Below are 25,210 nucleotides of genomic sequence, written 5' to 3'. Positions count from 1 at the left end.
TTGAATGAAAAAGCCCCGCATTGAGAGATGCGGGGCTTTTTTATAGTTCTGCAATAAGTTTTGTCTGGCTGAACCTGTCAAGAATAGGGCGTTGGATGTTGTGGCGATGCTGCTTGCCTTTCTAGTATATCCAGCTTGAATGCCACGATTTTTCCGGAAGTATCAGTAAAGCATGAACTATAGGCAGGTTCTCGCCATATATCCTTTCTAATAATTCCGGCGTTACGTGCTTTTAGGTAAATGGTCGGATTGTCATCGCTTAGGTCATCCAAGGTGATGATCTCGTGGCTGGCATTCAGTAGATTAAAAGACGTCGTATCTCCCCCTGCGGCCGGATAGGCACCCAGGACGCCTTGTTCGCCCTTGCTGAAATATTTCTTATAGTAGGCTTCGCTCAAAATCTGCAAGTTGTAGTAGTCGTCATAGCACTGGAAGTGTATGACCATGGTCGTTGTTCTTTTACGACCTACATGAACCATCTCCCGGGTGACAGGGTTATAGGCTTCAAATGTTGTCACGATGTTGGGTGGTGCTGGAGAACTTTTTCCGTCAAATACAAAACGGTTCGAACTTAGTATCTGGTCAAAAAATGTCATGTCGACCCCATCGTAAGTGATGCGGGCGATGAAGGATCTTTCTTGGTTTTTAGTCATGAAGACGTCCTGTCTATAAAACGTAATTATTGGCGCTGGCGCGTCAAACGAAAGATATCGTTATTTAAAAGATATGGTTTTGATTAATTGTGAGCAAACCCTTCCTGTTCCCGGTTGGGTTTGCTCGCAATGATCTTCATGGGTTCAATACGGTTGTGCCTCTGTTGCTTTGTCGACCATCGAGACATTATTTGTCGTCTTGGTCAGCAAGTTATTGAGCGACTGGTCAAATTTCTGCAACGCCCGGACTTGAACATTTTGCTGCTCATGTATATCCGCAACGATGTCTTCACTGCGTTTATAGTCCGCCCAGACCGGGCTCAGTGCTTTGGCGTCATGCCCCTGCGCAGTGCCTAAGTAATTCAAGTTCTTGTCATAGAAACCGGCGCTGACATTCGCTTCGACATCCGAACTGCGCGATGTGATCAATTGGCTGCGACTGTCGACAATTGCGAGCACATCCGGTTTTGCCGCCTTGAGGCTTTGCATGTCCGGGTACACCGTGACCGAGCCAAACTGCCGTTTTAGAGACGCCTCGACCCAGTCCACCGCCAGATTGGGTTTTGAGGTGGCGACATAGGCGTCATGAATCGACTGCACCAACAGGCTCTGGCCGAAACCGGTGCCGGCGTTGGCTTGGTAATCCTGCAGGTAGGTGCGGTTGGTCTGGGTATTGTGGTTGTAGACGATGCCCAGCGAAACGTTATTGCCGTTGGGAATGCTTGTGGCGCTGCTGCGACCCACGGGATGCGTGAAGATACCGTCCAGCGGCGTCACCGCTGAAGGCGCCGTGGGCACCGAGCATCCGGTGATTAAAACGGTCATGGTCAATGAACTGACAAACGCAAGTTTCATGGTGTTTCTCCAGTGAAACAACTTCGGTCGGAAAGTTACAGTTGCCGAATATGCTCGGCAGTGACTCCAGACTAAACCGTGCGCCATCGAATGAAATAGCCAATCTGCGTAGTGATTAGCTAGCCAATAGTTTTGTTTGGTTTAAAGGCGTTCGGTTAATTGCTTGAGGAAATAAAAACGCCCCAATCAAGAGTTTGGGCGCTTTTATTTATAGCTGTGGATTCAGCGATCAGTTTTCCAGGGGGATCAACACTTTCTCATCCGGCGATAACACCATGAACACCAACAGCTTCGCCGGTTTAGTCGCGCTGGCGTTTTTCGAGACCAGATGTTCCGAACCGGCGGGTTCGTACCAATACTCACCCGCCTTGTAGGTCACCGCTTTTTCGCCCTTCACCTGAGAAGTGATTGAGCCTGAAAGCACATAGGCCATGGCTGTACCGTCATGTTTATGGGCGATGGACGATTGGCCTGGCTTGTAGTCGACTTCGATCATCAAAGCCTTTTTGCCTGGAGCGTTTTTCAGCATTTGGTCTTGCAGTACGGTGACTTTTTCTGAAGGGTCACTGGCTTCATGGGCAAACGCCGGGACGCCAATGGTCAAGGCAAGGGCAGCGAAAGGGGCAGTACAGAGGCGCAAAACGTTCATGGTTGATCACCTGGAGTGGTTGGTTGTCAGGGACCAATCTATTCCGCCAGTGGACGCAAACAAACAGCCAATTCCCGGGAAGGTCAGGGGACCAATCGAAAGGGTGAAAAGCAAAAGATCGCAGCCTGCGGCAGCTCCTACAGGGAACATATTCCAATGTAGGAGCTGCCGCAGGCTGCGATCTTTTGATCTTGTTTTAGCGAATCGGAAAACTGTTGAAGTCGACAGCATTGGCCAGTTGGCAATCGATCAAGTCGATAAAGCCTTGCACCTGAGGGCTGTTGAAATGCGATTGCATCGCCGATTCCGATTGCCAGTGGGCGCTGACGGTCCAGCGGTTGCTGTCCTCGGGGCAGCGATCGACCATATAGGACTCACAGCCCGGTAGCTCACGCAGGGTGTCGACAATCTTTTGCAGTTGCTTACCCAGTTCATCCGAGCGGCCGCTGACGGCCTGCACCTTTACGGTATTGATCACGTTGTAGGACATTAGGCTCACACTCCTGAATCAGGCCGGACGAATCCTGCTCATTGAGGGATAACGCCTATGCAGGATAGGCCTGCACCCCCGGACCACCAATAGCCAATCGCCGGATAAAGGCCCAGACCAATCCGTCAGGCGACTTGTTGCAATATGTCGCGCAAACGGTCGAGGGCCGTGTCGATGTCCAGGGTTTCGATGGCGCCAAAGCCCATGAGAAGCCCAGCCTGAGGCGCTCGCTGGTAGAAAAAGCCTTCGATGGAATACAGCCCCACTTCAACTTTTTTCGCCAGTTCGATGACCAGTGCGATATCAATTGGCACTTTGCACAACACCACCATGTGAAAACCCGCTGTGCTCGGGACCGCTTCGAGCCACGGCGAGAGGTCACCGGCCATGCGCGCGAGGATCCGCTCACGCCGGCCCGCATAAATCGTATGGCAGCGACGGATGTGCTTGAGCAGGCAGCCTTCAGCGATGAACTTGGCCAGCGCCCACTGGGGCAGGGTGGAGGTATGCAGGTCGGTGAGCTGTTTGGCGCGCACCACCGCTTCGAGGATCGCCGGTGGCAGGATCGCGTAACCCAGCCGCAGCTCTGGCAGCAGGGTTTTCGAGAAGGTCCCGACGTAGGCGACGATCCCGCGCTCGTCCATGCTTTGCAGGGAGTCGGTGGGTCGACCTTCGTAGCGGAATTCGCTGTCGTAGTCGTCCTCGATGATGATCGCGCCCAGTTCATGGGCCTTGGCCAACAGTGCCACGCGGCGTTCCTGACTCATGGGCATGCCCAGCGGGAACTGGTGGGACGGGGTGACGTAAATCAGCCGGGTGCCCAGGGGGATCTTGTCCACCTGAATGCCTTCCGCATCCACTGGCACACCGATCACCGTGGCGCCGTGGGTGCTGAACAGCAGCCGTGCTGGCGGATAACCGGGATCTTCCATGGCCACGATGCTGCCCGGACGCGTCAGCACCCGGGAAATCAAATCCAGCGCCTGTTGGGCGCCGTTGCACACCACAACGTCTTCGTCCTGGCAATTGACCCCACGGGAAAACGCGATGTGCCGGGCGATGGCATTGCGCAGCGCCGGCAAGCCTTCGGGCAGGCTGTAGAAGCCCTTGGAACCGGCAATTTGGCGCAAGGCGTGGGAGGTGCAACGCCGCCAGTCGTCCTGGGGAAACTGGCCCTTGCTGGTGGCGCCACCAATGAAGTCGTAGCGCAGCGAGCCTTCCAGCGTCGGATGACGCAAAAACACCGGCAAATTACGCCAGGATTCGATCACCTCAAAACCGGCGAGCTCTGAATGGCTCTGTTTGCGCTGGACTTTCGAGGTCCGCGCGTTGACGTAGGTGCCTTTGCCAATCACGCCGGTGAGGAAGTTTTCGTAGGTCAGTTGGGCGTAGGTATCGGAAATGGTCTTGCGCGAAATCCCCAATTGCTCGGCCAGCAAGCGGCTCGGCGGAAGCTGCGTCCCAGCGGCCAGTCGACCTGATTCAATGGCGCTGCGCAGTTGGTTGTACAACTGGCCTGCCAGGTCTTTGCGGCCGTTGATGACGACATGTAGTTCCATACCGGCGAGGCTCCGGGCAGTTGGGGCGCGTGTGCGTCGCGCCAGATTACCCTTATCCGCTCGCCCTGCAGAAGTTGCGTAGCGCAAAAACCGTTAATTGGTCTGTTGCCGAGTGGCTCAGGCTTTTTTCGTGAAATTGGAGCTGTAACGCCAGCGTTTCAGCGCCTACCTTAGGCAGACATGTTCGATCCGAGAGGCCGCGCCATGACCCTGCGTCTGGATTACTACAGCGCTTCACCCAAAGCGATGAAAGCGATGATCGCGATGGAGGCCTTGACCAGCAGTTTGAGCATCGAACCGGCGCTGCTGCACCTGATCAAGATCCGCGCTTCGCAGCTCAACGGCTGCGCGTTCTGCACCGACATGCATTCGGTGGATGCACGGCGTCTCGGCGAGACCGATCGGCGTCTGTATTCCATCGTGGTCTGGCGCGACAGCAACTTCTTCAACCCGCGCGAGCGTGCGGCCCTGGCCTGGACCGAAGCGGTGACGTTGCTCGCCGAGAGCCATGTGCCGGATGACGTGTATGAGCAGGCGCGGGTGCAATTCAACGAAGGCGAACTGGTCGACCTGACCATCGCCGTCACCACCATCAACAGCTGGAACCGCCTGGCGGTGAGTTTTCGCCAAAGTCCCAGTTCCTGACCGGGCTGTCATACCCGTTTCATGTTTGATGCGCAGGATGGAATTCCCAGCGATAGTCGACAGGGAGTCATTCGATGTCATTCATGGAAACCAGCGGCCAGCGACGTTTTGCCGAGTACCGTGCCCCCATCGATAACACCACGTCCTGGCGCTCGCGGGCGATGGGGGTCGATCCGCTGCTGGCGCACTGTTTCAGCGTGACCGCCCGGTGCGGCTGTTTCATGCAGGCCGCCCGGCGTCTCAACATCAAGGCGATTCAGTTACGCAAACAGTTGGCGCAGCTTGAAAAGCAGTTGCGGTGCACGCTGTTCAGCCCCTCGGACAATGGCCTTGTCCTCAGTCGGGATGGCTTGCAATTGCAGTCGCAATTGATCGCGTTGGCCCACGAACTCGACCTGCCGGTGATCGAGCAACCCTTGATTCGCCTAGCAGTGGAGGAGTCAATCCTGCATGACATCCTCGGTCGCGACCTGGTGGCTTTGCTGCGACGCAATGCCAGCGTGCGCCTGGACATCATCAGCCTCGACAGCGAATTGTCGCTGCAGGCGATCAGCGCCGATGTGGTGGTATGGCTGGCCGGCGCCGACTCACCGCTGCCAGGCCCCAGCTTTGCCACCAGCGAACCTCGGCCCCTGGCACGGCTCGACTACCTGCCACACATCGCCAAGCGCTACTCACGGGTCGCCGCGCGCCCGGACAACCTCGACGACCTGGCCGATTTTCTGCTGGTGCAATGGCGGCATGATCGGCAGATCGACAGTTTTCGGCCGTGGAACAACCTGGTGGAGCAACGTCTGGCCGGAGTTGTGCAGTTGCATTCCTATGGACTGATGCTGGAGATGGTGCGTTGCAGCGCCTGCATCGGCTTGTTGCCCGGCTACATGCATCGATTCGATCGGGGATTGCTCGGTTTGCCGGGGCTGTTCAGTCAGCCGATGCAGCGTCAGGTGTGGATGGCGGTCAATGCCCAATCGTCTGGGGATGAGCAGGTACAGATGATTGCCCAGTTGATCCAGCATGCTTTCGACGAGCGGCGAGAGTGGTTCGAAGCTTGACCCCGGTCCAATTGTAGGAGCGAGCCTGCTCGCGATGAGGCCATTACATTCAATATCGTTGCCGACTGTAATACCGCTTCGCGAGCAGGCTCGCTCCTACAGGTGTTCTCGCCAGACCCGGAGAATGCGTTGTAGAGTAACCGGCCATGTCTGCCTCAAGGATGAATCACCCATGCCCGTCACTGACGCTGTCATCACTATCGAACGGCTCAACGACTCCCACATCGACGGCGTCGCCGCGATTTACCGCGACCCCGAGGTCACCCGGCAGACAACGCAGTTGCCGTTTCCGTCTGTTGAAATCTGGCGTAAACGCCTGGCGTCGGATAGCGAGCGACTGGTGCAACTGGTGGCACTGCACGAGGGAACAGTCATCGGCAACCTTGGCCTGGAGCAGTTTTCGCGCATCCGTCGCAGCCATGCCGGCACTTTTGGCCTGGGCGTGGCGCTGGCGTGGCAAGGCAAAGGCGTCGGTACGAAACTGCTGGCGGCCGCGCTGGACATCGCTGACAACTGGATGAACCTGCACCGGGTTGAACTCACCGTCTACGTCGACAACGAAGCCGCCATCGGCCTGTACCGCAAATTCGGCTTCGAAACCGAGGGCCTGCTTCGCGACTATGCCGTGCGTGACGGTGTGTGGGTCGATGTCTTGAGCATGGCGCGTCTGCGCCGCTCGCCCACCAGCAACCGCACGATCAGCCAGGCGTAACCCCGGGCCGATACCGCTCGCGCTTTTAGTCGTACGCCAACAGCGGGCATCTGCCATGCTGAATGTCCGCAGCACTGCTTCAACCAAAGGAACACCGCAATGGACGATGTACAGCAACTTGGCGAGATGCTTCGTCACTACGCAGACAGCGAAGCGCACAAAAAACAACTGTTCGAGTCGCAATCGGCCGAGTGGGCCAAGCGAATAGGGGAGCTGTTCGATCAGATTCAGCAGTGGCTGGAACCTGTCAAGGTACCGAATCTGCTGGAGGTGAGCCGCGAGGCGTATGTCGCGTCGGGGCCGAGCGTGGCGGTGGAAGCGTCGACCTTCAACACCGAAAAGCTGTCCATTGTGATTGCCGGCAAACCGGTGGAATTCGTGCCGGATGTGATGGGCGTCGGCGGGCAGATTTCCGTGGCGGTGATGGGGTTCACGGCAGCGCGCTATGGCAGCGTTTCGCTGGTGTGCCTGCCACCGTCCACCAGTTGGCAGTGGCGCAAGACCAATGGCCTGAAAGACCCGGATACCTTTGCCTTCGATGCGAATTTCCTGGCGCAACAGCTACAAAGCCTGATCCCCCGCGAACGCAGCTAACTTCGCTGAGTGGGAGCGAGCCTGCTCGCGATGAGCCCGGCACACTCGGACTGTCCTACGGCGCGGTATTCCTTTCACGCGATCCCTGTAGGAGCTGCCGCAGGCTGCGATCTTTTGATCTTGAAAAACAAAATCAAAAGATCGCAGCCTGCGGCAGCTCCAACAGTTGATCGATGTCGTACGCAGCAGTCGCAAGTCCTGTCGACACGGTGGGACTGACCAAATGTTGGGGGGCGCTGCGCGTCCCAGCGGGAGCAAGCTCCCTCGCCACAGGAGCTCGGCGGTCAATCCAATCACTTCAACGCCGGATCGCCCATGTTCATTTTCTTCCAGCCCTGCAACAGCACCTGAGCCTTCGGTTCCTGCCCGTTATTCAGGTAATACTGGATCAACGACAACCGAGCATTGCGGTTGGCGGGCTGCACCTTCAACAGCCTTTCCAGTTCCTCGCACGCCGCATCGACCTTGCCGCTGTCATGCAGGGCGACAGCCAATACGTAGCCGTACTGCGCGCTCTGCGGTTCCAGTTGCGCGGCTTTGTGCAGGAACGGCATGGCTTGTCCAGTTTTGCCAGCACGTACCAGCGACAAGCCCTGGGTGTGTTGCAGCAGTGCAGAGTCGGGGTGGTCTTTGAGGCTTTGCGCCATCAAGGATTGCGCTTCCTGACTGCGACCATTGGCTTCCAGCCATTGCACCAGCGTCACCAGTGCCGGGTAGAAGTCCGGATCACGCCTGAGCGAAGTGCGCAGCAAACCTTCCACTTCGCCACTGCGACCGCTGGCCTGATACAGCATGGCCAGGTTGAGGTTGGCTTCGGCGCGTTCGGCCAGGCTCTTTTGTACGGCTTCGTACTCGGCGATCGCCGCGTTCCAGTTGTCCTGAGCGCCGCTCAATCCCGTACGCGCCACGCTGAGCAAGTCCCGGGCAGCAGCGATGCGCACAGCCCTCACCGGATCGCTCAGCAAGGGCGCCAACAGCGGTGCACGTTCCGCTGGCGGCAGGAACGCGCTGATCGCACGCACGGCGCTTTCACGCACTTGCGGTGCCGGGTTGCTCAAGTCCTTGGTGGCCAGCTTCAGCGCCTGTTCGCTGGGATACAGCGGCAACTCGGCGAGCAGGGTCGCCCGTTGAATCGCCGGCAGGTTGCTGCGTTGCAGTTGCTCGTACAAGGCTTGCGCGGCACCAGGTTGGCCGTTGCGGATCAGCCACAGGCTTTCGTCATAGCGCGGGGCCTGCACCGCACTGGCATTGGCGGTGTTCCAGAGTTTGAACTGCTCGGTGACCTTGTCCCCGGCCTTGCCCTGGTGACAGGTCAGGCAGGCGTCCGGTGTGCCGAGTTTTTTCGCGCGCTCCGGGTTGGGAATGCTGAAGCTGTGGTCATGCCTGAAGTCATTGCCCATGTAGAACTTGCCGGGCATGTGGCAATCGACGCACTGCGAGCCCGGTTGGCCCATGGTGTGGCGGGTGTGCTCGATGGAATCGTAGTTCTTCGCTTGCAGGCCCTTGCCTTCGACGGTTTCGATCGAAGTCTTGCCGGCGGTGTTGTGGCATTGCAGGCAGACGCCGTTGCCCGGTGCCTTGAGTTCGGTGCTGTGGGGGTTGTGACAATTGCTGCAGCGCACGCCCTTGTCGAACATTTTGCTTTGGGCGAAGGAGCCGTGCTCGAAGACTTCGTCCTTGATCTTGCCGTCCAGGGCGTACAGTTCGCGGGTCAGGACGCTTGGCAAGTAATCATCCATCAGGCGTTTGCCGACGGTGAAGCCATCACCCAGCGGTGCGCGGCGGGAATGGCAACGGGCACAGGTTTCGATTTCGACGGTGGCGTTCTTGTCCTTGAGATCGACGGCAAAACCGGCGTGGATCAGATCGGTTTTTTTCGCGGTCCATTCCAGGTGGTTGGAGGCCGGGCCGTGACAGGCCTGACAGCCGACGCCGAGGCTGTTCCATTGACTGTCGAAGGTGTTTTTTGCCGCATCGAAATTACGCTTGTAGCCGGTGGTGTGGCACTCGACGCACATGAAGTTGGCGTTCTGGCTCGGTTTGCTCCAGTGCAGCGGGTCCTTGAAGGTCACGCCTTGGCCCGGATAGAGATGAAACCAGCGGTTCTTCTCGGTATCCCAGGCGATGCCGAGGGCTTGCAAGCGACCTTCGCCGACCTCGATCAGGTATTGCTGCAACGGCGCGATGCCGAAGGTGTAGGCGACCTTGAAGTCGGCGTTTTTGCCGTCGATGCCGGGGGTGTTGACCCAGAATCCGTCGTCCTTGCGCGAGAACCGGGTGGTTTCGTTCTCCGCTTTGAAGGTGACGTTGTTGAAGTCGCCGAGCATTGTCTCGGCAGTGGCTTCCTGCATCGCCAATTGGTGATGGGAGCCTTGCCAGTCCTTGACCTGCGCGCTGTGGCAACCCTGGCATTGTTGTTCGTCGACCATTTTCGCCGGCGCCACGGCGACGGGTTGCGCTTGCGGCTTGGGCGCTTGCGCGACCGGCGTGCTGACCGGTGCATAGGTCACAGGCGCCGGTTTGCTGCTGAACAGGAACCAGCCGATGCCCGCCACAGCCAAAAGCAGAAGGCCGATGGTGACGGGAAACAGGTAACGGTTGATCAGGGTCGGTTGCGCATCAGGGTTTGGGTTTACAGCTTTATTTTTATCTTTCGGCATTGCGACTTCCGTGGTCCAGGTGCGTTTGCCGTCAGGCGCGCGTTCATGCTCGATGCAGCTTTGCCGGAAGGGTGGCGTGTGTCAATTGATGGTTTTCTTCAGGGGCTGGTGGCCTCATCGCTGCGATGCCGTGACCCGACAAGCCAACTCCTACAGGGTTCTCGGGTGCTCATAAAACCTATGGGAGATTCCATGGTTGAGGGGAAACCCTCAAGCCGCCTTTAAATTCTTAGTCGCTCCGGTTTTTCAGCAGAGCGGATACGACTCAGGCCAGCTTGCGCGTAAGCGAGTCATCTGACTTGCTGCTTTTCACCGACGTCGCTCGCTGCGACAAACTTTTATTGCAGCCCTGCGTCAGGTTTTCTTATTGCACTTCCCCGGTTGTAGCGGCATCAAAGGGGTAGATCCGGCGCCATTCGGCGGCCATGTCGACGACGGTCCAGCCACGGTTGTTGGCTTCATCGAGAGCCTTGTCCAGCCGGCCAATCTGCGACTGACGGTCATAAGCCCATTCGCGTTTGGCGTCGGTGTGGTGCACCAGCCCCATGAATCGTTTGCCCGGCCCGGCCGCGGTCCACTGCAGCATTTGCAGGTCACCGTCGGAGTTGCCGAAGGCGAGAATCGGTCGACGGCCGATCACTGCGTCGATGCTGACCGGTTTGCCTGGGCCATCGTCGTTGTGCGCCAGCTTCGGCGTGCGCAGGATCGACGCCTGGCCATCCTTGTAGTCAAAAGTGGTGACAAACGTGGTGCCGATCACTTGCTCGGGCGGAATGCCGTAGACCTTTTCGGCGAAGGCGCGCATGAACGCGGTGTCGCCACCGGAGACGATGTAGGTCTTGAAGTTCTGGCTGCGCAGGTAGTCGAGCATTTCCAGCATCGGCTGGAAGATCATCTCGGTATACGGCTTGCCGGTTTTCGGATGGCGGGCCTGGGTCAGCCAGGTCTTGGCGTAGTCGTCGAAGGCTTCGGTGGTCATGCCGGTGTGGGTCGCGCCGAAGATTTTCATCAGGCCGTCGAGGCCGCTGGCGGCCAGTGCCTTGTGATCATTTTCCAGCACGGCCTGGAACGGCTGGGAGGTTTTCCATTCCGGGTGCTGCGCCGCGGTGCGCTTGACCTCTTCCAGGGCGAACAGCAGTTCGAAGTACATCGGCTGTTCGCTCCACAGGGTGCCGTCGTTATCGAACACGGCGATGCGGTCCTCGGGTTTGACGAAGTCCTTGCTGCTTTGATCGGTCACCGCTTGCACGAACTCGATGATGTTCTTTTTCGACGGGCCGTCATTCCACGACGGCAGTGGTTCGGCGGCCTGGACCAGCAAAGGCAGGCTCAGGGCCAGTGCCAGCAGCAGCTTCAAGCCGTGGAACTGGCGGCGCGCTATCGGGTTCGTCATGGGGCATCCTTCTCAGGAACGGGGTTGAGTGATCGCAGTGCGGTGGCGAGTGATTCCTGCTGGTGTTCGGCCTGACTATGCAGCGTAGTCTGGGATTCATTGAGTTGATGCAGGGCCTGATTCTTGCTCGTTGACCGCCTCGCCCTTGGCCTGATCGGGATTGAGCACGCGCAACCCTGCCAGCGCGAGCGACCTGCCCGGGTGATACTCGTCCGCAGCGGCTTTTGGCTCACCCTCCATGGCAATCGTGCCGATCCGGACACCGACCCCGCAACTGACGAACATCGCCATCAGGCTGAACCCGGCCGCGCGAATGGCACCGTGCATAGAAAAAAATCCTTATTTACCGAAGGTGGCGTTGAGGCCGACGAACAGCGTGAATTGCGGCATGCCATCGCCTTTTTTCTCGACGGTCCACTGCGGTTCGATGAAGGCGTTGAGGATATTGGCCCCGTCCTTCCACACTTTGCCGCCACCCAAACCGAGTGGGATGTAGTGGGTGTCGTTCTTCAGGTCGAATGTCCAGATGCCGGTGGAGCGCAGGTACCAGCCTTTTTCCAGGTTATGGATGATGAAGGGCTGCAGGGTTGCGCTTTCGACGTTGGGCCGGTCGTGGTCGCCGGCGAACGAACTCTGATATTGAACCAGCGCACCCAGCAGGCCGCGAGGTGAAGAGTCGATAGCAATCGCGGCCAGACCGCCTTGCCATTTGCCGGTGCCGAGTTCGTCCTGGTCGGCCGTGGGCGCGGTGATCATCGGGCCAATGCCCAACTGCACGCCTTCGGTCTTCACCAGAAAGATATCGAACAGGTTCAGATCACCTTCGCCGGTGCTGTAGCCGCTGTTCGGATCGGGGTGAGTGCTGATCGGCGCCGTGGCGCGAAGCAATTGCGGCACACCAATGAAGTCATTGGGCGCAACCGGCAGCGTTCCGCGGATCATCAGGTCATTGGTATGGATATTGGAGTCGTAGTACTTCGGGGTGTAGTAATCCTGAGCGCTCATTCCCGGCGCAAAGTTCAGGGGGTTGTTGCTCTTGTTCGCGGTTTCGGCGTTCTCCGCCTGGGCGCAAAAATGAGGCGCAAGCAATGTCGCCAGAAGAAAGGCGTGCAGCCCCATTGTGTTCAACATGATTCCCCGGTTCCTTGGTGGCTCACATGGACAACCCGGCACTTGATGGCCGTTACGACGTAGTATCTTTGCTATCAAGGCTGTAGGACACGTCTTGTTGACGCTAGCAGGTAACCGCCGTATAGCCAGTCGAGGGGATCAAATACTTTGGGTTTGTGTGCAAGATCTCAGTATTTTTGTGTACTGAAAAGTTAATGTAATACATGGAGTTGCAAGGGGAACTGTCAGTAACGCAGGAAGATGGACTCGCAATTAACCGTGGCGAGGGAGCTTGCTCCCGCTGGGCTGCGAAGCGGCCCCAATACCTGTCACCGATGAGTATCAGGGACACCGCGATTATTTAATTGGCGCCTGCTGCGCAGTCGAGCGGGAGCAAGCTCCCTCGCCACAAATGTTTTGAGTTGTCAGTCAGCACTTCTTCCCTTGGCCGAATGCACGTTCTTCTTGCTCGCGCAGTTCTGGCGTCAGCTCTGCGCCGAAGTCCTCCAGTTCGAACACCTGGCGAATCTCGATCTCGGCCTCAGTGCCCGGCATCGGGTTGGGGCAACGCTTGACCCACTCGATGGCTTCTTCTCTGGACTTCACTTGCCACAGCCAATAACCGGCGATCAGCTCCTTGGTTTCGGCGAAAGGGCCGTCGATCACCGTGCGTTTGTCGCCGGAGAAACGCACGCGGGCGCCTTTGCTGCTGGGGTGCAGGCTGACCTTCCGATGCAAAACATAACGGTCTCGGTTCAATTACGATTGGTGTCGAATTGATATGTTCTGAATTTCCAAAGCGCGCATATAGCTTTTTCTCAATCCGAAGTACGGTTGATAGTTGTTGGTGTAATCACGTATATAGTTTTCCATTCGTTGTGCTGCGTATTGCGGTGGTACACCGGTTACATCTCCTTGTAGTAAATTTGATGCGAATTTAACAAAGTTTTTCCCGTAGCTTGATTTTAGGTAAGTGTGTGCCATGTAGTTATCAAAGTTGACCGGGGCTAGTTTCTTTTCAAACTTCTTTAGGGTGTGTTTTGGTATATTTATTTTTTGCTTGAAGCATATCCCGGGTATCGCGTTGTATCTAAACTCTTGCAATGTAAGTTGTTTGTTGTGAACGGTTCTTTCGAGGCCTGATGAGTAACTAAAGTGTGTTGTACTTCCTTCGTTAGAAACTGTGTTTCTAAGAGTTACAGAGGTGTTGCCAAGCGAGTATCTCTCGTTGTGAAAATTTTGCTGGAGGTGCCTTCCCGGTATTTGCGTCACTCCGAGGCGCTCTCTCGCCCGCCTCAAAGAGCTGGTAAGTTGATTTGCTATTCTGACGGGAATAGTGACGTGTCCGTTTTCATCGGCGTGATTGACTGGATCTCCTTGGCAGTACGCATACGAATTTATCCCTCCTATTTCAAATGGACTCAAATTATCTGGACTGATAAAACGCATTAGCACCGGATTAAACGCTCGATAACCATTGCCCAATAGATAATAGCCAGTTGCTGGATCTACTCGTTCGCCATTGAACCCCAGCAGACTGTGCAATCCACTGGCATCGACGCGGTGGCCATAGGGTGAATAAACAATTGAGTGAGTTTTCTGTGGGGGGCGAGCGTGCACCACCGAGTGTTGGTGGTTGGTTACCAGCAGAGTCGCTTCCAGTAATTCACAGCTGCTTTGCAGTTGCGCAAGAATCTGATCTTCGTGCCGGAAGATCGAGTATTTGACTGCGCCTTGCAATTCGGTGGCGAAGCGGTTTTTGCAGTAGAAGCGTTTGTATTGGGTATCTGTCAGCGATAACGTGCCGATAAGTCGATCTAGTGGGTCGTATGAATAACGACAGCCGGTAATTTCGCGCATAAAAATCACTCCTTGGCCATAGAACGGTGATTTAGTTTCATCTTCAGCGATTGGGCTGTCTACTAGCAGAACTGATAGTGAGTTTCTCGCGGAAATCCCTGTTTCGTTGTTTTTTGTGGCGAGGGAGCTTGCTCCCGCTGGGCTGCGAAGCGGCCCCAATACCTGTCACCGCTGAGTATCAGGGACACCGCGATTATTTGATTGGCGCCTGCTGCGTAGTCGAGCGGGAGCAAGCTCCCTCGCCACAGGTGTTTTTGATTTGTCAGTCAGCACTTCTTCCCTTGGCCGAATGCACGTTCTTCTTGCTCGCGCAGTTCTGGCGTCAGCTCTGCACCGAAGTCCTCCAGTTCGAACACCTGGCGGATCTCGATCTCGGCCTCAGTGCCCGGCATCGGGTTGGGGCAACGCTTGACCCACTCGATGGCCTCTTCTCTGGACTTCACTTGCCACAGCCAATAACCGGCGATCAGCTCCTTGGTTTCGGCGAAAGGACCGTCGATCACCGTGCGTTTGTCACCGGAGAAACGCACGCGGGCGCCTTTGCTGCTGGGGTGCAGGCCTTCGCCCGCGAGGAGAATGCCGGCCTTGGCCAGTTCTTCGTTGTAATTGCCCATGGCGGTCAGCAGTTCGGTGCTGGGCATGATGCCGGCTTCGGAGTCCTGGCTGGCTTTGATGATGATCATGAATCGCATGGTTTTGTCTCCACTGGATTTGAAGGATTCGCTTCCTGGTCGAATGGCGGACGCCCGAATCGACAGCTGTTCACAAAAAAACCAATCGCCAGATCCCTGTAGGAGCTGCCGCAGGCTGCGATCTTTTGATCTTGATTTTCAGTGACACAGTTGAAGGTTAAAAGATCGCAGCCTGCGGCAGCTCCTACAGGGGGGGGAAGTCGTTGTCTGGCGGGTTATCACAATTTGTATCCAGAGTAGGTCGTCGGACAATTTCGTGGTTAACTTCGGCCTCGTCAAAATTCTCCACCACCAACGTTCAGAAGGACTCCGTTCATGGCTCAAGTCACTCTTAAAGGCAACCCGGTTCAAGTCAACGGCCAGCTGCCTCAAGCCGGTTCCAAGGCGCCAGCCTTTTCCCTGGTTGCCGGCAATCTGTCCGACGTGACCCTGGCAAACTTCGCCGGCAAGCGCAAAGTGCTGAACATCTTCCCAAGCGTCGACACCCCGACCTGCGCCACTTCCGTGCGCAAGTTCAACGCCCAGGCCAACGATGTCGCCAACACCGTGGTGCTGTGCATCTCTGCTGACCTGCCATTCGCCCAAGCCCGTTTCTGCGGCGCCGAAGGCCTGGAAAACGTACAAAACCTGTCGACCCTGCGCGGTGCCGAATTCATCGAAAACTACGGCGTGGCTATCGCTGACGGCCCGCTCAAAGGCCTGACTGCCCGTGCCGTCGTGGTTCTGGACGAGAACGACAACGTGCTGCACAGCGAGCTGGTCAGCGAAATCGGTCAAGAGCCGAACTATGAAGCGGCCCTTGCTGTACTGAAGTAAGTCTAGTTTTACAATTGTTAACGGCCTGGTCCTCCCCAGGCCGTTTTCATTTGTGTTTCAGTGTCTTGGACAAATCTCCTGTTACGTAAGCCGAAGGTAAATTGCCGGTAAAGGCGCTTTGCTTAAGACCCGCCAGTGCTTATCGTTCAGCCTCATGTAAAAGAAGCCCACGCGCCCAATGGTTGATCACTCAATGCAATCCTCCGCTTCCCGTAGTCCCCGTCGCTGGCTGTTTGGCCTGCTTGTCCTGTTGGTCATCGCCGTTCTGTGCTGGAAGTTCTGGCCCGGGAGCGCTGCGCCGAAAGAGGGCGCGGGGCAGAAAGGCGTGGCCGGGCAGACGGGCCGGTCGGGCGGTATGCGTCCGGGTTTCGGTGGCGCTTCCGGGCCGGTTCCGGTGCGTGTGGCGCCGGCGGTCACTGGTGACTTTCCGCTGTATTACAAGGCACTGGGCACGGTCACCGCGCTCAATACCATCAACGTGCGCAGCCGCGTTGGCGGTGAGCTGGTGAAGATCTATTTCGAGGAAGGGCAGATGGTCAAGGCTGGCGATCTGTTGGCCGAGATTGATCCGCGCCCGTACCAGAACGCCTTGCTCCAGGCCGAAGGCACGTTGCTGCAGAATCAGGCGCAACTGAAAAACGCCCAGGTCGATGTCGAGCGTTATCGCGGCCTGTACCGTGAAGACAGCATCGCCAAGCAAACCCTGGACACTGCCGAAGCGCTGGTCGGCCAATACCAGGGCACGGTCAAGACCAATCAGGCGGCGGTCAACGACGCCAAGCTCAATCTCGAATTCACCCGCATCCGCGCACCCATCGCCGGACGCGTCGGCCTGCGGCAACTGGACGTCGGCAACCTGGTGGCGGCCAACGACACCACTGCGCTGGCAATCATCACCCAGACCCAGCCGATCAGCGTGGCCTTCACCCTGCCGGAAAACAGCCTCGACGTGGTGCTGGCGCGCTATCGCAGCGGTGCCAAGCTGCCCGCCGAAGCCTGGGATCGCGGTGATACCAAACTGCAAGCCACCGGCGTGCTGCAAAGCCTGGACAACCAGATCGATGTCACCACCGGCACCCTGAAATTCAAGGCACGCTACGAAAACCGCGACCAGTCGCTGTTCCCCAATCAATTCGTCAATGTGCGCCTGCTGGCGGACACCCTAAAAGGTGTGGTGCTCGCGCCTTCCGCAGCGATCCAGTTCGGCACCAACGGCACGTTCGTCTATGCCCTGGACGGCGACAAGAAGGTCAAGATCCGTCAGTTGAAAATCGGTGCTAGTGACGGTGAAAACACCGTGGTTACCGAAGGCCTTTCCGCTGGTGATCGCGTGGTGCTGGAGGGCACCGATCGCCTGAAGGATGGCAGTGACGTGGAAGTGGTCAACGACCCGCAGCAAGTGCCGACCAACCCGGCGGGTCACCTGCAAGGCAAGTCGGCGGTCAACTCGACTGAACCGGCGCCTGTCGACAAGGCGAAAAAGGGCGGCGCATGAATCTCTCGCGGCTGTTCATCCTTCGCCCGGTAGCGACCACCCTGAGCATGCTGGCCATCGTGCTGGCCGGCATGATTGCCTATCGCTTGCTACCGGTGTCGGCCTTGCCTCAAGTCGATTACCCGACCATTCGCGTCATGACGCTGTATCCCGGCGCCAGCCCGGATGTCATGACCAGCGCCGTGACCGCGCCGCTTGAGCGACAGTTCGGGCAGATGCCCGGCCTGACGCAGATGGCGTCGACCAGTTCTGGCGGCGCCTCGGTGCTGACCCTGCGTTTCAGCCTCGACATCAATATGGACGTGGCCGAGCAACAGGTGCAGGCGGCGATCAACGCCGCGACCAATTTGCTGCCCAAGGACCTGCCGGCACCACCGGTGTACAACAAGGTCAACCCGGCCGATACCCCGGTGCTGACATTGGCGATCACCTCCAAGACCATGCTGTTGCCCAAGCTCAACGACCTTGTCGACACCCGCATGGCGCAGAAAATCGCCCAGATCAGCGGGGTCGGTATGGTCAGCATTGCCGGCGGCCAGCGTCAGGCAGTGCGGATCAAGGTCAACCCCGAAGCCTTGGCAGCCAACGGCCTGAACCTGTCGGACGTGCGTACGCTGATCGGCGCCTCCAACGTCAACCAGCCCAAGGGCAACTTCGATGGCCCGACCCGGGTTTCGATGCTCGATGCAAACGATCAACTGACCTCGCCCAAGGACTACGCCAACCTGATCCTGGCCTACGCCAACGGCGCGCCGTTGCGGCTCAAAGATGTGGCGGAAATCGTCGACGGTGCGGAAAACGAACGTCTGGCGGCGTGGGCCAACGAAAACCAGGCGGTGCTGCTGAACATCCAGCGCCAGCCCGGGGCCAACGTCATTGAAGTGGTGGATCGGATCAAGGCCTTGCTGCCGAGCATCACCGACAACCTGCCGGCCGGCCTTGAAGTCACCGTACTGACCGACCGTACCCAAACCATCCGCGCCTCGGTCAAAGACGTACAGCACGAATTGCTGATCGCCATCGCCCTGGTGGTAATGGTCACGTTCCTGTTCCTGCGCCGTGCCAGTGCCACGATCATTCCGTCGGTGGCTGTGCCGCTGTCGTTGATCGGCACCTTCGGCGTGATGTACCTCGCGGGCTTCTCGGTCAACAACCTGACCTTGATGGCCCTCACCATCGCCACCGGTTTTGTGGTGGACGATGCGATCGTGATGCTGGAGAACATTTCCCGATTTATCGAAGAGGGCGACAGCCCGTTGAATGCCGCGCTCAAGGGCGCCAAACAGATCGGCTTCACCCTGATTTCCCTGACCCTGTCGCTGATTGCGGTGTTGATCCCGTTGCTGTTCATGGCGGACGTGGTGGGGCGGCTGTTCCGTGAATTTGCCATCACGCTGGCGGTGGCGATCCTGATTTCCCTGGTGGTCTCCCTGACGCTGACGCCGATGATGTGCGCGCGTCTGCTCAAGCGTGAACCCAAGGAAGAAGAGCAGGGCCGTTTCTATCGAGCCAGTGGCGCGTTCATCGACTGGATGATCGCGGCTTACGGGCGCAAGTTGCAGTGGGTGCTCAAGCACCAGCCGCTGACCCTGATGGTGGCCATTGGAACCCTGGCGCTGACGGTGTTCCTGTACATGGTCGTGCCCAAGGGCTTTTTCCCGGTGCAGGATACCGGGGTGATCCAGGGCATTTCCGAAGCCCCGCAATCCATCTCTTTCGCGGCGATGAGCGAGCGTCAGCAGGAACTGGCCAAGGTGATTCTGGCCGATCCGGCGGTTGAGAGCCTGTCGTCTTACATCGGCGTCGACGGCGACAACTCGACGCTCAACAGCGGTCGTTTGCTGATCAACCTCAAATCCCACAGCGACCGCGACCTGAGCGCGACCGAAGTGATTGCGCGCCTGCAACCGGAACTGGACAAACTGGTGGGCATCCGACTGTTCATGCAGCCGGTGCAGGACTTGACCATCGAGGATCGGGTCAGCCGCACGCAGTACCAATTCAGCATGTCGTCGCCGGATTCGGAGCTGTTGAGCCTGTGGAGCGGGCGTCTGGTGGAAGCCCTGGCGGATCGCCCTGAGCTGACTGACGTTGCCAGCGATTTGCAGGACAAGGGCTTGCAGGTCTATCTGGTGATCGACCGTGATGCGGCGTCGCGGGTCGGTGTGTCGGTGTCGAACATTACCGATGCGCTGTACGACGCCTTCGGCCAGCGGCAGATTTCCACGATTTACACCCAGGCCAGCCAATACCGCGTGGTGTTGCAATCGCAGTCCGGCGAGAAGATCGGCCCGCAGGCGCTGGACCAAATCCACGTCAAGACCACTGATGGCGGTCAGGTTCGGCTGTCCAGCCTGGCCCATATCGAAGAGCGTCAGGCGCAACTGGCGATCACCCACATCGGCCAGTTCCCGGCGGTGATGATGTCGTTCAACCTCGCGCCCGGCGTGGCGTTGGGGCATGCGGTCGAGATCATCGAACAGGTGCAGAAGGACATCGGCATGCCGATTGGCGTGCAGACACAGTTCCAGGGTGCGGCGGAGGCGTTCCAGGCTTCGCTGTCGAGTACCTTGCTGCTGATTCTGGCGGCGGTGGTGACCATGTACATCGTGCTGGGCGTGCTCTACGAGAGCTACATTCACCCGATCACCATTCTTTCGACCTTGCCTTCGGCGGCGGTCGGCGCCTTGCTGGCGTTGATCCTCAGCGGCAACGACCTGGGGATGATCGCGATCATCGGCATCATCCTGTTGATCGGTATCGTGAAGAAGAACGCGATCATGATGATCGACTTCGCCCTCGATGCTGAACGCAATCAAGGCATGGACCCGGAAACAGCGATTTATCAGGCGGCGCTGATGCGTTTCCGGCCGATCTTGATGACCACGCTGGCGGCGTTGTTCGGTGCGGTACCGTTGATGCTGGCGACCGGTTCCGGTGCGGAATTGCGTCAACCGCTGGGGCTGGTGATGGTGGGCGGCTTGCTGTTGAGTCAGGTGCTTACCTTGTTCACCACGCCGGTGATCTACCTGTATTTCGACCGCTTGGGTCGGCGTTGGGGTCGCAAGCCTGAGCCTGTGGAAGCGGTAGAGCAGCCATGAACCTCTCCGGACCTTTCATCAAGCGCCCGGTCGCGACCATGTTGCTGAGCCTGGCGATCATGCTGCTGGGCGGTGTGAGCTTCGGTCTGTTGCCGGTGTCGCCGCTGCCGCAAATGGACTTCCCGGTGATCGTGGTCCAGGCCAGTCTGCCGGGCGCAAGCCCGGAGGTCATGGCTTCCACGGTGGCCACGCCGCTGGAACGTTCCTTCGGCGCCATCGCCGGGGTCAACACCATGAGCAGCCGCTCAAGCCAGGGCTCGACCCGGGTAATCCTGCAATTTGACCTCGACCGCGACATCAACGGTGCGGCGCGGGAAGTGCAAGCAGCGATCAACGCCTCGCGCAACCTGCTGCCCAGCGGCATGCGCAGCATGCCGACCTACAAGAAGGTCAACCCCTCCCAGGCGCCGATCATGGTGTTGTCGCTGACCTCGGATGTCCTGGAAAAAGGCCAGCTCTACGATTTGGCCTCGACCATTCTGTCCCAGAGCCTATCCCAGGTGCAGGGCGTCGGAGAAGTGCAAATCGGCGGCAGTTCCTTGCCGGCGGTACGTATCGAGCTTGAACCCCAGGCGCTGAATCAGTACGGCGTGGCCCTGGACGACGTGCGCAACACCATCGCCAATGCCAACGTGCGCCGGCCCAAGGGCTCGGTGGAGGATGGCCAGCGCCTGTGGCAGGTGCAGGCCAACGATCAACTGGAAAAAGCCAAGGATTACGAGTCGCTGATCATTCACTACGCGGACGGCGCGGCCTTGCGCCTGAAGGATGTGGCGAAAGTCAGCGACGGCGTCGAGGACCGCTACAACAGTGGCTTCTTCAACGACGACGCGGCAGTATTGCTGGTGATCAACCGCCAGGCCGGCGCCAACATCATCGAGACGGTCAGCGAGATCAAGGCGCAGCTACCGGCGTTACAGGCGGTGCTGCCGGCCAGCGTCAAACTGAATCTGGCCATGGACCGCTCGCCAGTGATCAAGGCCACGCTGCACGAAGCGGAAATGACCCTGCTGATCGCCGTGGCGCTGGTGATCTTGGTGGTGTTCCTGTTTCTCGGTAACTTCCGTGCTTCGCTGATCCCGACCCTTGCGGTTCCCGTGTCGCTGGTCGGCACCTTTGCGGTGATGTACCTCTACGGCTTCTCGCTGAACAACCTGTCGCTGATGGCGCTGATCCTAGCCACGGGGTTGGTGGTGGACGACGCGATCGTGGTGCTGGAGAACATTTCCCGGCATATCGACGCGGGTGTGCGGCCGATGAAGGCGGCCTACCTCGGCGCCCAGGAAGTTGGCTTCACTCTGTTGTCGATGAACGTGTCGCTGGTGGCCGTGTTTCTGTCGATCCTGTTCATGGGGGGGATCATCGAGAGCTTGTTCCGCGAGTTCTCCATTACGCTGGCGGCGTCCATCGTGGTATCGCTGATCGTTTCCCTGACCTTGACCCCCATGCTCTGCGCGCGCTGGCTCAAGCCGCACACGCCGGGCCAGGAAAACCGCCTGCAACGCTGGAGCCAGCGGGCGAACGAGTGGATGGTCGGCAAATACGCAACTAGTCTGGACTGGGTACTGCGACACAAGCGCCTGACTTTGCTCAGTCTGTTTGTAACAATTGGTGTGAACATTGCGCTGTATGTAGTGGTTCCTAAAACGTTTCTACCGCAGCAGGACACCGGGCAACTGATCGGTTTCGTGCGCGGTGACGATGGTCTTTCGTTCAGCGTGATGCAGCCGAAAATGGAAATTTTCCGCCGCGCCGTGCTCAAGGACGATGCCGTAGAGAGCGTTGCCGGTTTCATCGGTGGCACCAACGGCACTAACAACGCCTTCATGCTGGTGCGCCTGAAACCGATCAAGGAACGCAGCATTTCCGCGCAAAAGGTCATTGAGCGCCTGCGCAAGGAAATGCCCAAGGTTGCCGGCGCGCAACTGATGCTGATGGCCGACCAGGACCTGCAATTCGGCGGCGGTCGTGAACAGACCTCTTCGCAGTATTCCTACATCCTGCAAAGCGGAGATCTGGGCGCATTGCGCGAGTGGTATCCGAAAGTGGTCACCGCGCTCAAGGCCCTGCCGGAGCTGACCGCGATTGACGCCCGCGAGGGCCGTGGGGCGCAGCAAGTGACGCTGATCGTCGACCGTGACCAGGCCAAACGCCTGGGTGTGGACATGGACATGGTCACGGCGGTGCTGAACAACGCCTACAGTCAGCGGCAAATTTCGACGATCTATGACAGCCTCAACCAGTATCAGGTGGTGATGGAGGTCAACCCGAAATACGCCCAGGATCCGATCACCCTCAAGCAGGTGCAGGTGATTACCGCCGACGGCGCGCGGATTCCGCTGTCGACCATCGCTCATTACGAAAACAGCCTGGAAGACGACCGCGTCAGCCATGAAGGCCAGTTCGCTTCGGAAAGCATTGCCTTCGACATGGCCGAAGGCGTGACCGTGGAGCAGGGCAGTGCCGCTATCGAACGGGCGATTGCCTCGGTGGGCCTGCCGGAAGATGTCATCGCGAAAATGGCCGGCACCGCTGACGCCTTCGCTGCGACCCAGAAGAGTCAGCCGTGGATGATCCTGGGTGCGCTGGTGGCGGTGTATCTGGTGCTGGGCGTGTTGTACGAAAGCTACATCCATCCGCTGACCATTCTTTCGACCTTGCCCTCGGCCGGGGTCGGCGCGTTGCTGTCGATCTATGCGCTGGGCGGTGAATTCAGCCTGATTTCGTTGCTCGGCTTGTTCCTGCTGATCGGCGTGGTGAAGAAAAACGCCATTCTGATGATCGACCTGGCGTTGCAGCTCGAACGCCAGCAAGGCATGGCGCCGCTGGAATCGATTCGTAACGCCTGTTTGCAACGTTTGCGGCCGATCCTGATGACCACCCTGGCGGCGATCCTTGGTGCCTTGCCGTTGCTGCTCAGCCGTGCCGAAGGCGCGGAAATGCGCCAGCCGCTGGGCCTGACCATCATCGGCGGATTGATCTTCAGCCAGGTGCTGACCCTTTACACCACCCCGGTGGTTTACCTCTATCTCGACAAGCTGCGCCATCGTTTCAATAAATGGCGTGGAGTGCGTACCGATGCTGCTCTGGAAACTCCGCTATGACTGACCGTTCGCTGTTCAACCTGGCCACACCGCTGATCACCGCCCGAGGCTCGCGTCTGCTGAGCCTGTCGCTGTGCGTGGCGATGCTCAGCGCCTGTGCCATCGGCCCGGATTACCAGCGTCCGCAAACCGCGGAACCGGCGCAATACAAGGAGGCGGCGGGCTGGCGTCAGGCCAATCCGAGCGATTCGCTGTCCCGTGGCGCCTGGTGGGAGCTGTATGGCGACCGGCAACTCAATGACTTGATCGAGAAACTCAACAGCTCCAACCAGACCGTTGCCCAGTCCGAAGCTCAGTTCCGCCAGGCGCAGGCGCTGGTTCGCAGCGCCCGGGGAGCGTTTTTTCCGACCGTGGATCTGTCGTTCGGGAAAAATCGCTCCAGTCAGGGCACCGGGAGCAGTAGTTCAAGTTTGACCAGTTCTTCCAGCGGTATTCGCGACACGTACACCGCCCAGGCCGGCGTCAGTTGGGAAGCGGATGTCTGGGGCAAATTGCGCCGTGGCCTCGAAGCCGATACCGCCAACGCCGAGGCGAGCTTCGCCGATCTGGCGGCCATGCGTTTGAGTCAGCAGTCGGAACTGGTGCAGAACTATCTGCAATTGCGGGTCATGGATGAGCAGAAGCGTCTGCTGGAGGCCACCGTCGAGGCTTATCAGCGTTCGCTGAAAATGACCGAGAACCAGTACCGCGCCGGTGTGTCCGGCAAGGACGCGGTGGCGCAGGCGCAGACTCAGCTCAAGAGTACCGAAGCGGACATGATCGATTTGATCTGGCAACGCGCGCAGCTTGAAAACGCCATCGCCGTACTGATCGGCCTGCCGCCAGCGGAGTTCAAACTGGCTGAAACCACGAACATCCCGGCATTGCCCGAGGTGCCCTTGAGCCTGCCGTCGCAGCTGCTGGAACGGCGTCCGGACATTGCCTCCGCCGAGCGTTCGGTGGTGGCCGCCAACGCCAACATTGGCGTGGCGAAGGCCGCCTATTATCCAGACCTGACCCTGAGCCTGAATGGTGGCTACAGCAGCAGTACATCGAAAGACTTGTTCAGCGTGCCCAACCGCTTCTGGTCGGTCGGGCCGCAACTGGCCATGACTTTGTTCGACGGCGGCCAGCGCTCGGCGGAAGTCGACCGCAGCGAAGCGGCCTACGATGAAACCGTGGCCAAATACCGTCAGACCGTGCTCGACGGCTTCCGCGAAGTGGAAAACTACCTCGTTCAGCTCAAGGTGCTGCAGGACGAAGCCGTCGTGCGCCAGCAAGCATTGGACGCAGCCCGCGAATCCTTGCGCCTGACCCAGAACCAGTACAAGGCCGGGGTGATCGCGTACCTCGACGTGGTGGTGGTCCAGGCGTCGGCCTTGAACAATGAACGCAGTGCGCTGGACCTGTTGCAGAGTCGCTTGATTGCCAGCGTGCAGTTGATTGCCGCGCTGGGTGGCGGCTGGGATGGGCAACTCCAAGTAAGCGAAAACCAGTAACGCAAATTTGGGGGTTGGCTGTGGCGAGGGAGCTTGCTCCCGCTGGGCTGCGAAGCGGCCCCTTTCGATTATTCAGTCCCAACGAGTTACCCAGAATTTGCGACTGCTACGCAGCCGAGCGGGAGCAAGCTCCCTCGCCACAATGATCGAGATAAGGCATTCGTCCAGTTAACGTGAAACCTTAAAACAAGCGTTTCATCGGACTGATGGCCCTTTGCTAATTTTGTGAGTGCGTTCTCATTTGGAATCAGTACAATCGCCGCATTTGCCCAGCCGAGAATGAATTCCA

The 25,210-nt window shown here is 58.4% G+C and carries 20 protein-coding genes and 1 pseudogene; 9 read left to right on the top strand and 12 right to left on the bottom strand.

Going from position 1 to position 25,210, the window contains the following annotated elements:
* Nucleotides 1-77: 77 nt before the first annotated feature.
* From KGB21_RS16000 to KGB21_RS15980, 5 genes are all read right to left on the bottom strand, one after another.
* Nucleotides 78-653 (bottom strand): hypothetical protein, encoded by a 576-nt coding sequence (locus tag KGB21_RS16000; protein ID WP_223505720.1) that lies wholly within the window; start codon nucleotides 651-653, stop codon nucleotides 78-80.
* 144 nt (nucleotides 654-797) lie between these two features.
* Nucleotides 798-1,508: an ATPase gene (locus tag KGB21_RS15995; protein WP_223505718.1), complete on the bottom strand. Its 711-nt coding sequence runs from the start codon at nucleotides 1,506-1,508 to the stop codon at nucleotides 798-800.
* A 229-nt stretch (nucleotides 1,509-1,737) separates the two neighbouring features.
* A complete protein-coding gene (locus tag KGB21_RS15990; RefSeq protein WP_223505716.1) occupies nucleotides 1,738-2,157 on the bottom strand; it encodes a cupin domain-containing protein in 420 nt (139 codons plus the stop codon).
* 196 nt (nucleotides 2,158-2,353) lie between these two features.
* Nucleotides 2,354-2,647 (bottom strand): antibiotic biosynthesis monooxygenase family protein, encoded by a 294-nt coding sequence (locus tag KGB21_RS15985; protein ID WP_034146676.1) that lies wholly within the window; start codon nucleotides 2,645-2,647, stop codon nucleotides 2,354-2,356.
* A gap of 125 nt (nucleotides 2,648-2,772) precedes the next feature.
* Nucleotides 2,773-4,206 carry a PLP-dependent aminotransferase family protein gene (locus tag KGB21_RS15980; protein ID WP_223505715.1) on the bottom strand — a complete coding sequence of 478 codons (1,434 nt, stop codon included), beginning with the start codon at nucleotides 4,204-4,206 and terminating at the stop codon, nucleotides 2,773-2,775.
* 204 nt (nucleotides 4,207-4,410) lie between these two features.
* Between KGB21_RS15980 and KGB21_RS15975 the strand changes: the two genes are divergently transcribed.
* The 4 genes from KGB21_RS15975 to KGB21_RS15960 all read left to right on the top strand — a co-directional run bounded on the left by KGB21_RS15975 (nucleotide 4,411) and on the right by KGB21_RS15960 (nucleotide 7,212).
* Nucleotides 4,411-4,851 carry a carboxymuconolactone decarboxylase family protein gene (locus tag KGB21_RS15975; protein ID WP_034146674.1) on the top strand — a complete coding sequence of 147 codons (441 nt, stop codon included), beginning with the start codon at nucleotides 4,411-4,413 and terminating at the stop codon, nucleotides 4,849-4,851.
* A gap of 74 nt (nucleotides 4,852-4,925) precedes the next feature.
* On the top strand, nucleotides 4,926-5,906 hold the full coding sequence (locus KGB21_RS15970; RefSeq protein ID WP_223505713.1) for a LysR family transcriptional regulator: 981 nt from the start codon (nucleotides 4,926-4,928) through the stop codon (nucleotides 5,904-5,906).
* A 172-nt stretch (nucleotides 5,907-6,078) separates the two neighbouring features.
* Nucleotides 6,079-6,618, top strand: a complete 540-nt coding sequence (locus KGB21_RS15965) for a GNAT family N-acetyltransferase (RefSeq protein WP_223505711.1) — start codon at nucleotides 6,079-6,081, stop codon at nucleotides 6,616-6,618.
* A gap of 99 nt (nucleotides 6,619-6,717) precedes the next feature.
* Nucleotides 6,718-7,212 carry a hypothetical protein gene (locus KGB21_RS15960; protein ID WP_223505709.1) on the top strand — a complete coding sequence of 165 codons (495 nt, stop codon included), beginning with the start codon at nucleotides 6,718-6,720 and terminating at the stop codon, nucleotides 7,210-7,212.
* A 293-nt stretch (nucleotides 7,213-7,505) separates the two neighbouring features.
* Here KGB21_RS15960 and KGB21_RS15955 read toward each other — a convergent pair whose 3' ends face one another.
* The 7 genes and pseudogenes from KGB21_RS15955 to KGB21_RS15925 form a co-directional block, all read right to left on the bottom strand.
* Nucleotides 7,506-9,872, bottom strand: coding sequence for a tetratricopeptide repeat protein (locus tag KGB21_RS15955; protein ID WP_223505707.1), 2,367 nt, complete (start codon nucleotides 9,870-9,872; stop codon nucleotides 7,506-7,508).
* 364 nt (nucleotides 9,873-10,236) lie between these two features.
* Complete coding sequence (locus KGB21_RS15950; protein WP_223505705.1) at nucleotides 10,237-11,265, bottom strand: HAD family hydrolase; 1,029 nt, start codon at nucleotides 11,263-11,265, stop codon at nucleotides 10,237-10,239.
* A 96-nt stretch (nucleotides 11,266-11,361) separates the two neighbouring features.
* Entirely contained in the window at nucleotides 11,362-11,592 is a 231-nt protein-coding gene (locus KGB21_RS15945; RefSeq protein WP_223505731.1) for a hypothetical protein, read from the bottom strand.
* A 12-nt stretch (nucleotides 11,593-11,604) separates the two neighbouring features.
* Nucleotides 11,605-12,396: a hypothetical protein gene (locus KGB21_RS15940; protein ID WP_223505704.1), complete on the bottom strand. Its 792-nt coding sequence runs from the start codon at nucleotides 12,394-12,396 to the stop codon at nucleotides 11,605-11,607.
* A 408-nt stretch (nucleotides 12,397-12,804) separates the two neighbouring features.
* Nucleotides 12,805-13,095, bottom strand: a pseudogene (locus tag KGB21_RS15935) (YciI family protein); the annotation flags it as partial.
* Between the two features lie 39 nt (nucleotides 13,096-13,134).
* Nucleotides 13,135-14,235: an RHS repeat-associated core domain-containing protein gene (locus KGB21_RS15930; RefSeq protein WP_223505702.1), complete on the bottom strand. Its 1,101-nt coding sequence runs from the start codon at nucleotides 14,233-14,235 to the stop codon at nucleotides 13,135-13,137.
* Nucleotides 14,236-14,501: 266 nt separating this feature from the next.
* On the bottom strand, nucleotides 14,502-14,927 hold the full coding sequence (locus tag KGB21_RS15925; protein WP_223505700.1) for a YciI family protein: 426 nt from the start codon (nucleotides 14,925-14,927) through the stop codon (nucleotides 14,502-14,504).
* Between the two features lie 315 nt (nucleotides 14,928-15,242).
* On the opposite strand from KGB21_RS15925, the gene tpx reads away from it, so the two are divergent.
* From tpx to KGB21_RS15900, 5 genes are all read left to right on the top strand, one after another.
* A complete protein-coding gene (tpx, locus tag KGB21_RS15920) occupies nucleotides 15,243-15,743 on the top strand; it encodes a thiol peroxidase (protein WP_034146655.1) in 501 nt (166 codons plus the stop codon).
* Between the two features lie 178 nt (nucleotides 15,744-15,921).
* Nucleotides 15,922-17,238, top strand: a complete 1,317-nt coding sequence (locus tag KGB21_RS15915) for an MdtA/MuxA family multidrug efflux RND transporter periplasmic adaptor subunit (protein ID WP_223505697.1) — start codon at nucleotides 15,922-15,924, stop codon at nucleotides 17,236-17,238.
* On the top strand, nucleotides 17,235-20,339 hold the full coding sequence (locus KGB21_RS15910) for an MdtB/MuxB family multidrug efflux RND transporter permease subunit (protein ID WP_223505695.1): 3,105 nt from the start codon (nucleotides 17,235-17,237) through the stop codon (nucleotides 20,337-20,339). The genes KGB21_RS15915 and KGB21_RS15910 overlap by 4 nt, the downstream gene beginning before the upstream one ends.
* The gene (locus KGB21_RS15905) at nucleotides 20,336-23,443 is read left to right on the top strand and encodes an efflux RND transporter permease subunit (protein ID WP_223505693.1); all 3,108 of its coding nucleotides are present in this window, start codon (nucleotides 20,336-20,338) and stop codon (nucleotides 23,441-23,443) included. The genes KGB21_RS15910 and KGB21_RS15905 overlap by 4 nt, the downstream gene beginning before the upstream one ends.
* Complete coding sequence (locus KGB21_RS15900) at nucleotides 23,440-24,921, top strand: efflux transporter outer membrane subunit (RefSeq protein ID WP_223505691.1); 1,482 nt, start codon at nucleotides 23,440-23,442, stop codon at nucleotides 24,919-24,921. Before KGB21_RS15905 ends, KGB21_RS15900 begins: the two co-directional genes overlap by 4 nt.
* Nucleotides 24,922-25,210: the final 289 nt, after the last annotated feature.

The organism is Pseudomonas sp. GL-RE-29, from assembly GCF_019947275.1.
Taxonomy (GTDB): domain Bacteria; phylum Pseudomonadota; class Gammaproteobacteria; order Pseudomonadales; family Pseudomonadaceae; genus Aquipseudomonas; species Aquipseudomonas fluorescens_A.
The sequence above is the reverse complement of the archived record's forward strand: the minus strand, read 5'-3'. Positions and strand labels throughout refer to the sequence as shown.

What these genes read in the sequence shown, in the direction of transcription:
- KGB21_RS16000 (WP_223505720.1), bottom strand. Translation starts at nt 653, where the DNA reads ATGACTAAAAACCAAGAAAGATCCTTCATCGCCCGCATCACTTACGAT.
- KGB21_RS15995 (WP_223505718.1), bottom strand. Translation starts at nt 1,508, where the DNA reads ATGAAACTTGCGTTTGTCAGTTCATTGACCATGACCGTTTTAATCACC.
- KGB21_RS15990 (WP_223505716.1), bottom strand. Translation starts at nt 2,157, where the DNA reads ATGAACGTTTTGCGCCTCTGTACTGCCCCTTTCGCTGCCCTTGCCTTG.
- KGB21_RS15985 (WP_034146676.1), bottom strand. Translation starts at nt 2,647, where the DNA reads ATGTCCTACAACGTGATCAATACCGTAAAGGTGCAGGCCGTCAGCGGC.
- KGB21_RS15980 (WP_223505715.1), bottom strand. Translation starts at nt 4,206, where the DNA reads ATGGAACTACATGTCGTCATCAACGGCCGCAAAGACCTGGCAGGCCAG.
- KGB21_RS15975 (WP_034146674.1), top strand. Translation starts at nt 4,411, where the DNA reads ATGACCCTGCGTCTGGATTACTACAGCGCTTCACCCAAAGCGATGAAA.
- KGB21_RS15970 (WP_223505713.1), top strand. Translation starts at nt 4,926, where the DNA reads ATGTCATTCATGGAAACCAGCGGCCAGCGACGTTTTGCCGAGTACCGT.
- KGB21_RS15965 (WP_223505711.1), top strand. Translation starts at nt 6,079, where the DNA reads ATGCCCGTCACTGACGCTGTCATCACTATCGAACGGCTCAACGACTCC.
- KGB21_RS15960 (WP_223505709.1), top strand. Translation starts at nt 6,718, where the DNA reads ATGGACGATGTACAGCAACTTGGCGAGATGCTTCGTCACTACGCAGAC.
- KGB21_RS15955 (WP_223505707.1), bottom strand. Translation starts at nt 9,872, where the DNA reads ATGCCGAAAGATAAAAATAAAGCTGTAAACCCAAACCCTGATGCGCAA.
- KGB21_RS15950 (WP_223505705.1), bottom strand. Translation starts at nt 11,265, where the DNA reads ATGACGAACCCGATAGCGCGCCGCCAGTTCCACGGCTTGAAGCTGCTG.
- KGB21_RS15945 (WP_223505731.1), bottom strand. Translation starts at nt 11,592, where the DNA reads ATGCACGGTGCCATTCGCGCGGCCGGGTTCAGCCTGATGGCGATGTTC.
- KGB21_RS15940 (WP_223505704.1), bottom strand. Translation starts at nt 12,396, where the DNA reads ATGTTGAACACAATGGGGCTGCACGCCTTTCTTCTGGCGACATTGCTT.
- KGB21_RS15930 (WP_223505702.1), bottom strand. Translation starts at nt 14,235, where the DNA reads ATGCGCGAAATTACCGGCTGTCGTTATTCATACGACCCACTAGATCGA.
- KGB21_RS15925 (WP_223505700.1), bottom strand. Translation starts at nt 14,927, where the DNA reads ATGCGATTCATGATCATCATCAAAGCCAGCCAGGACTCCGAAGCCGGC.
- tpx (WP_034146655.1), top strand. Translation starts at nt 15,243, where the DNA reads ATGGCTCAAGTCACTCTTAAAGGCAACCCGGTTCAAGTCAACGGCCAG.
- KGB21_RS15915 (WP_223505697.1), top strand. Translation starts at nt 15,922, where the DNA reads ATGGTTGATCACTCAATGCAATCCTCCGCTTCCCGTAGTCCCCGTCGC.
- KGB21_RS15910 (WP_223505695.1), top strand. Translation starts at nt 17,235, where the DNA reads ATGAATCTCTCGCGGCTGTTCATCCTTCGCCCGGTAGCGACCACCCTG.
- KGB21_RS15905 (WP_223505693.1), top strand. Translation starts at nt 20,336, where the DNA reads ATGAACCTCTCCGGACCTTTCATCAAGCGCCCGGTCGCGACCATGTTG.
- KGB21_RS15900 (WP_223505691.1), top strand. Translation starts at nt 23,440, where the DNA reads ATGACTGACCGTTCGCTGTTCAACCTGGCCACACCGCTGATCACCGCC.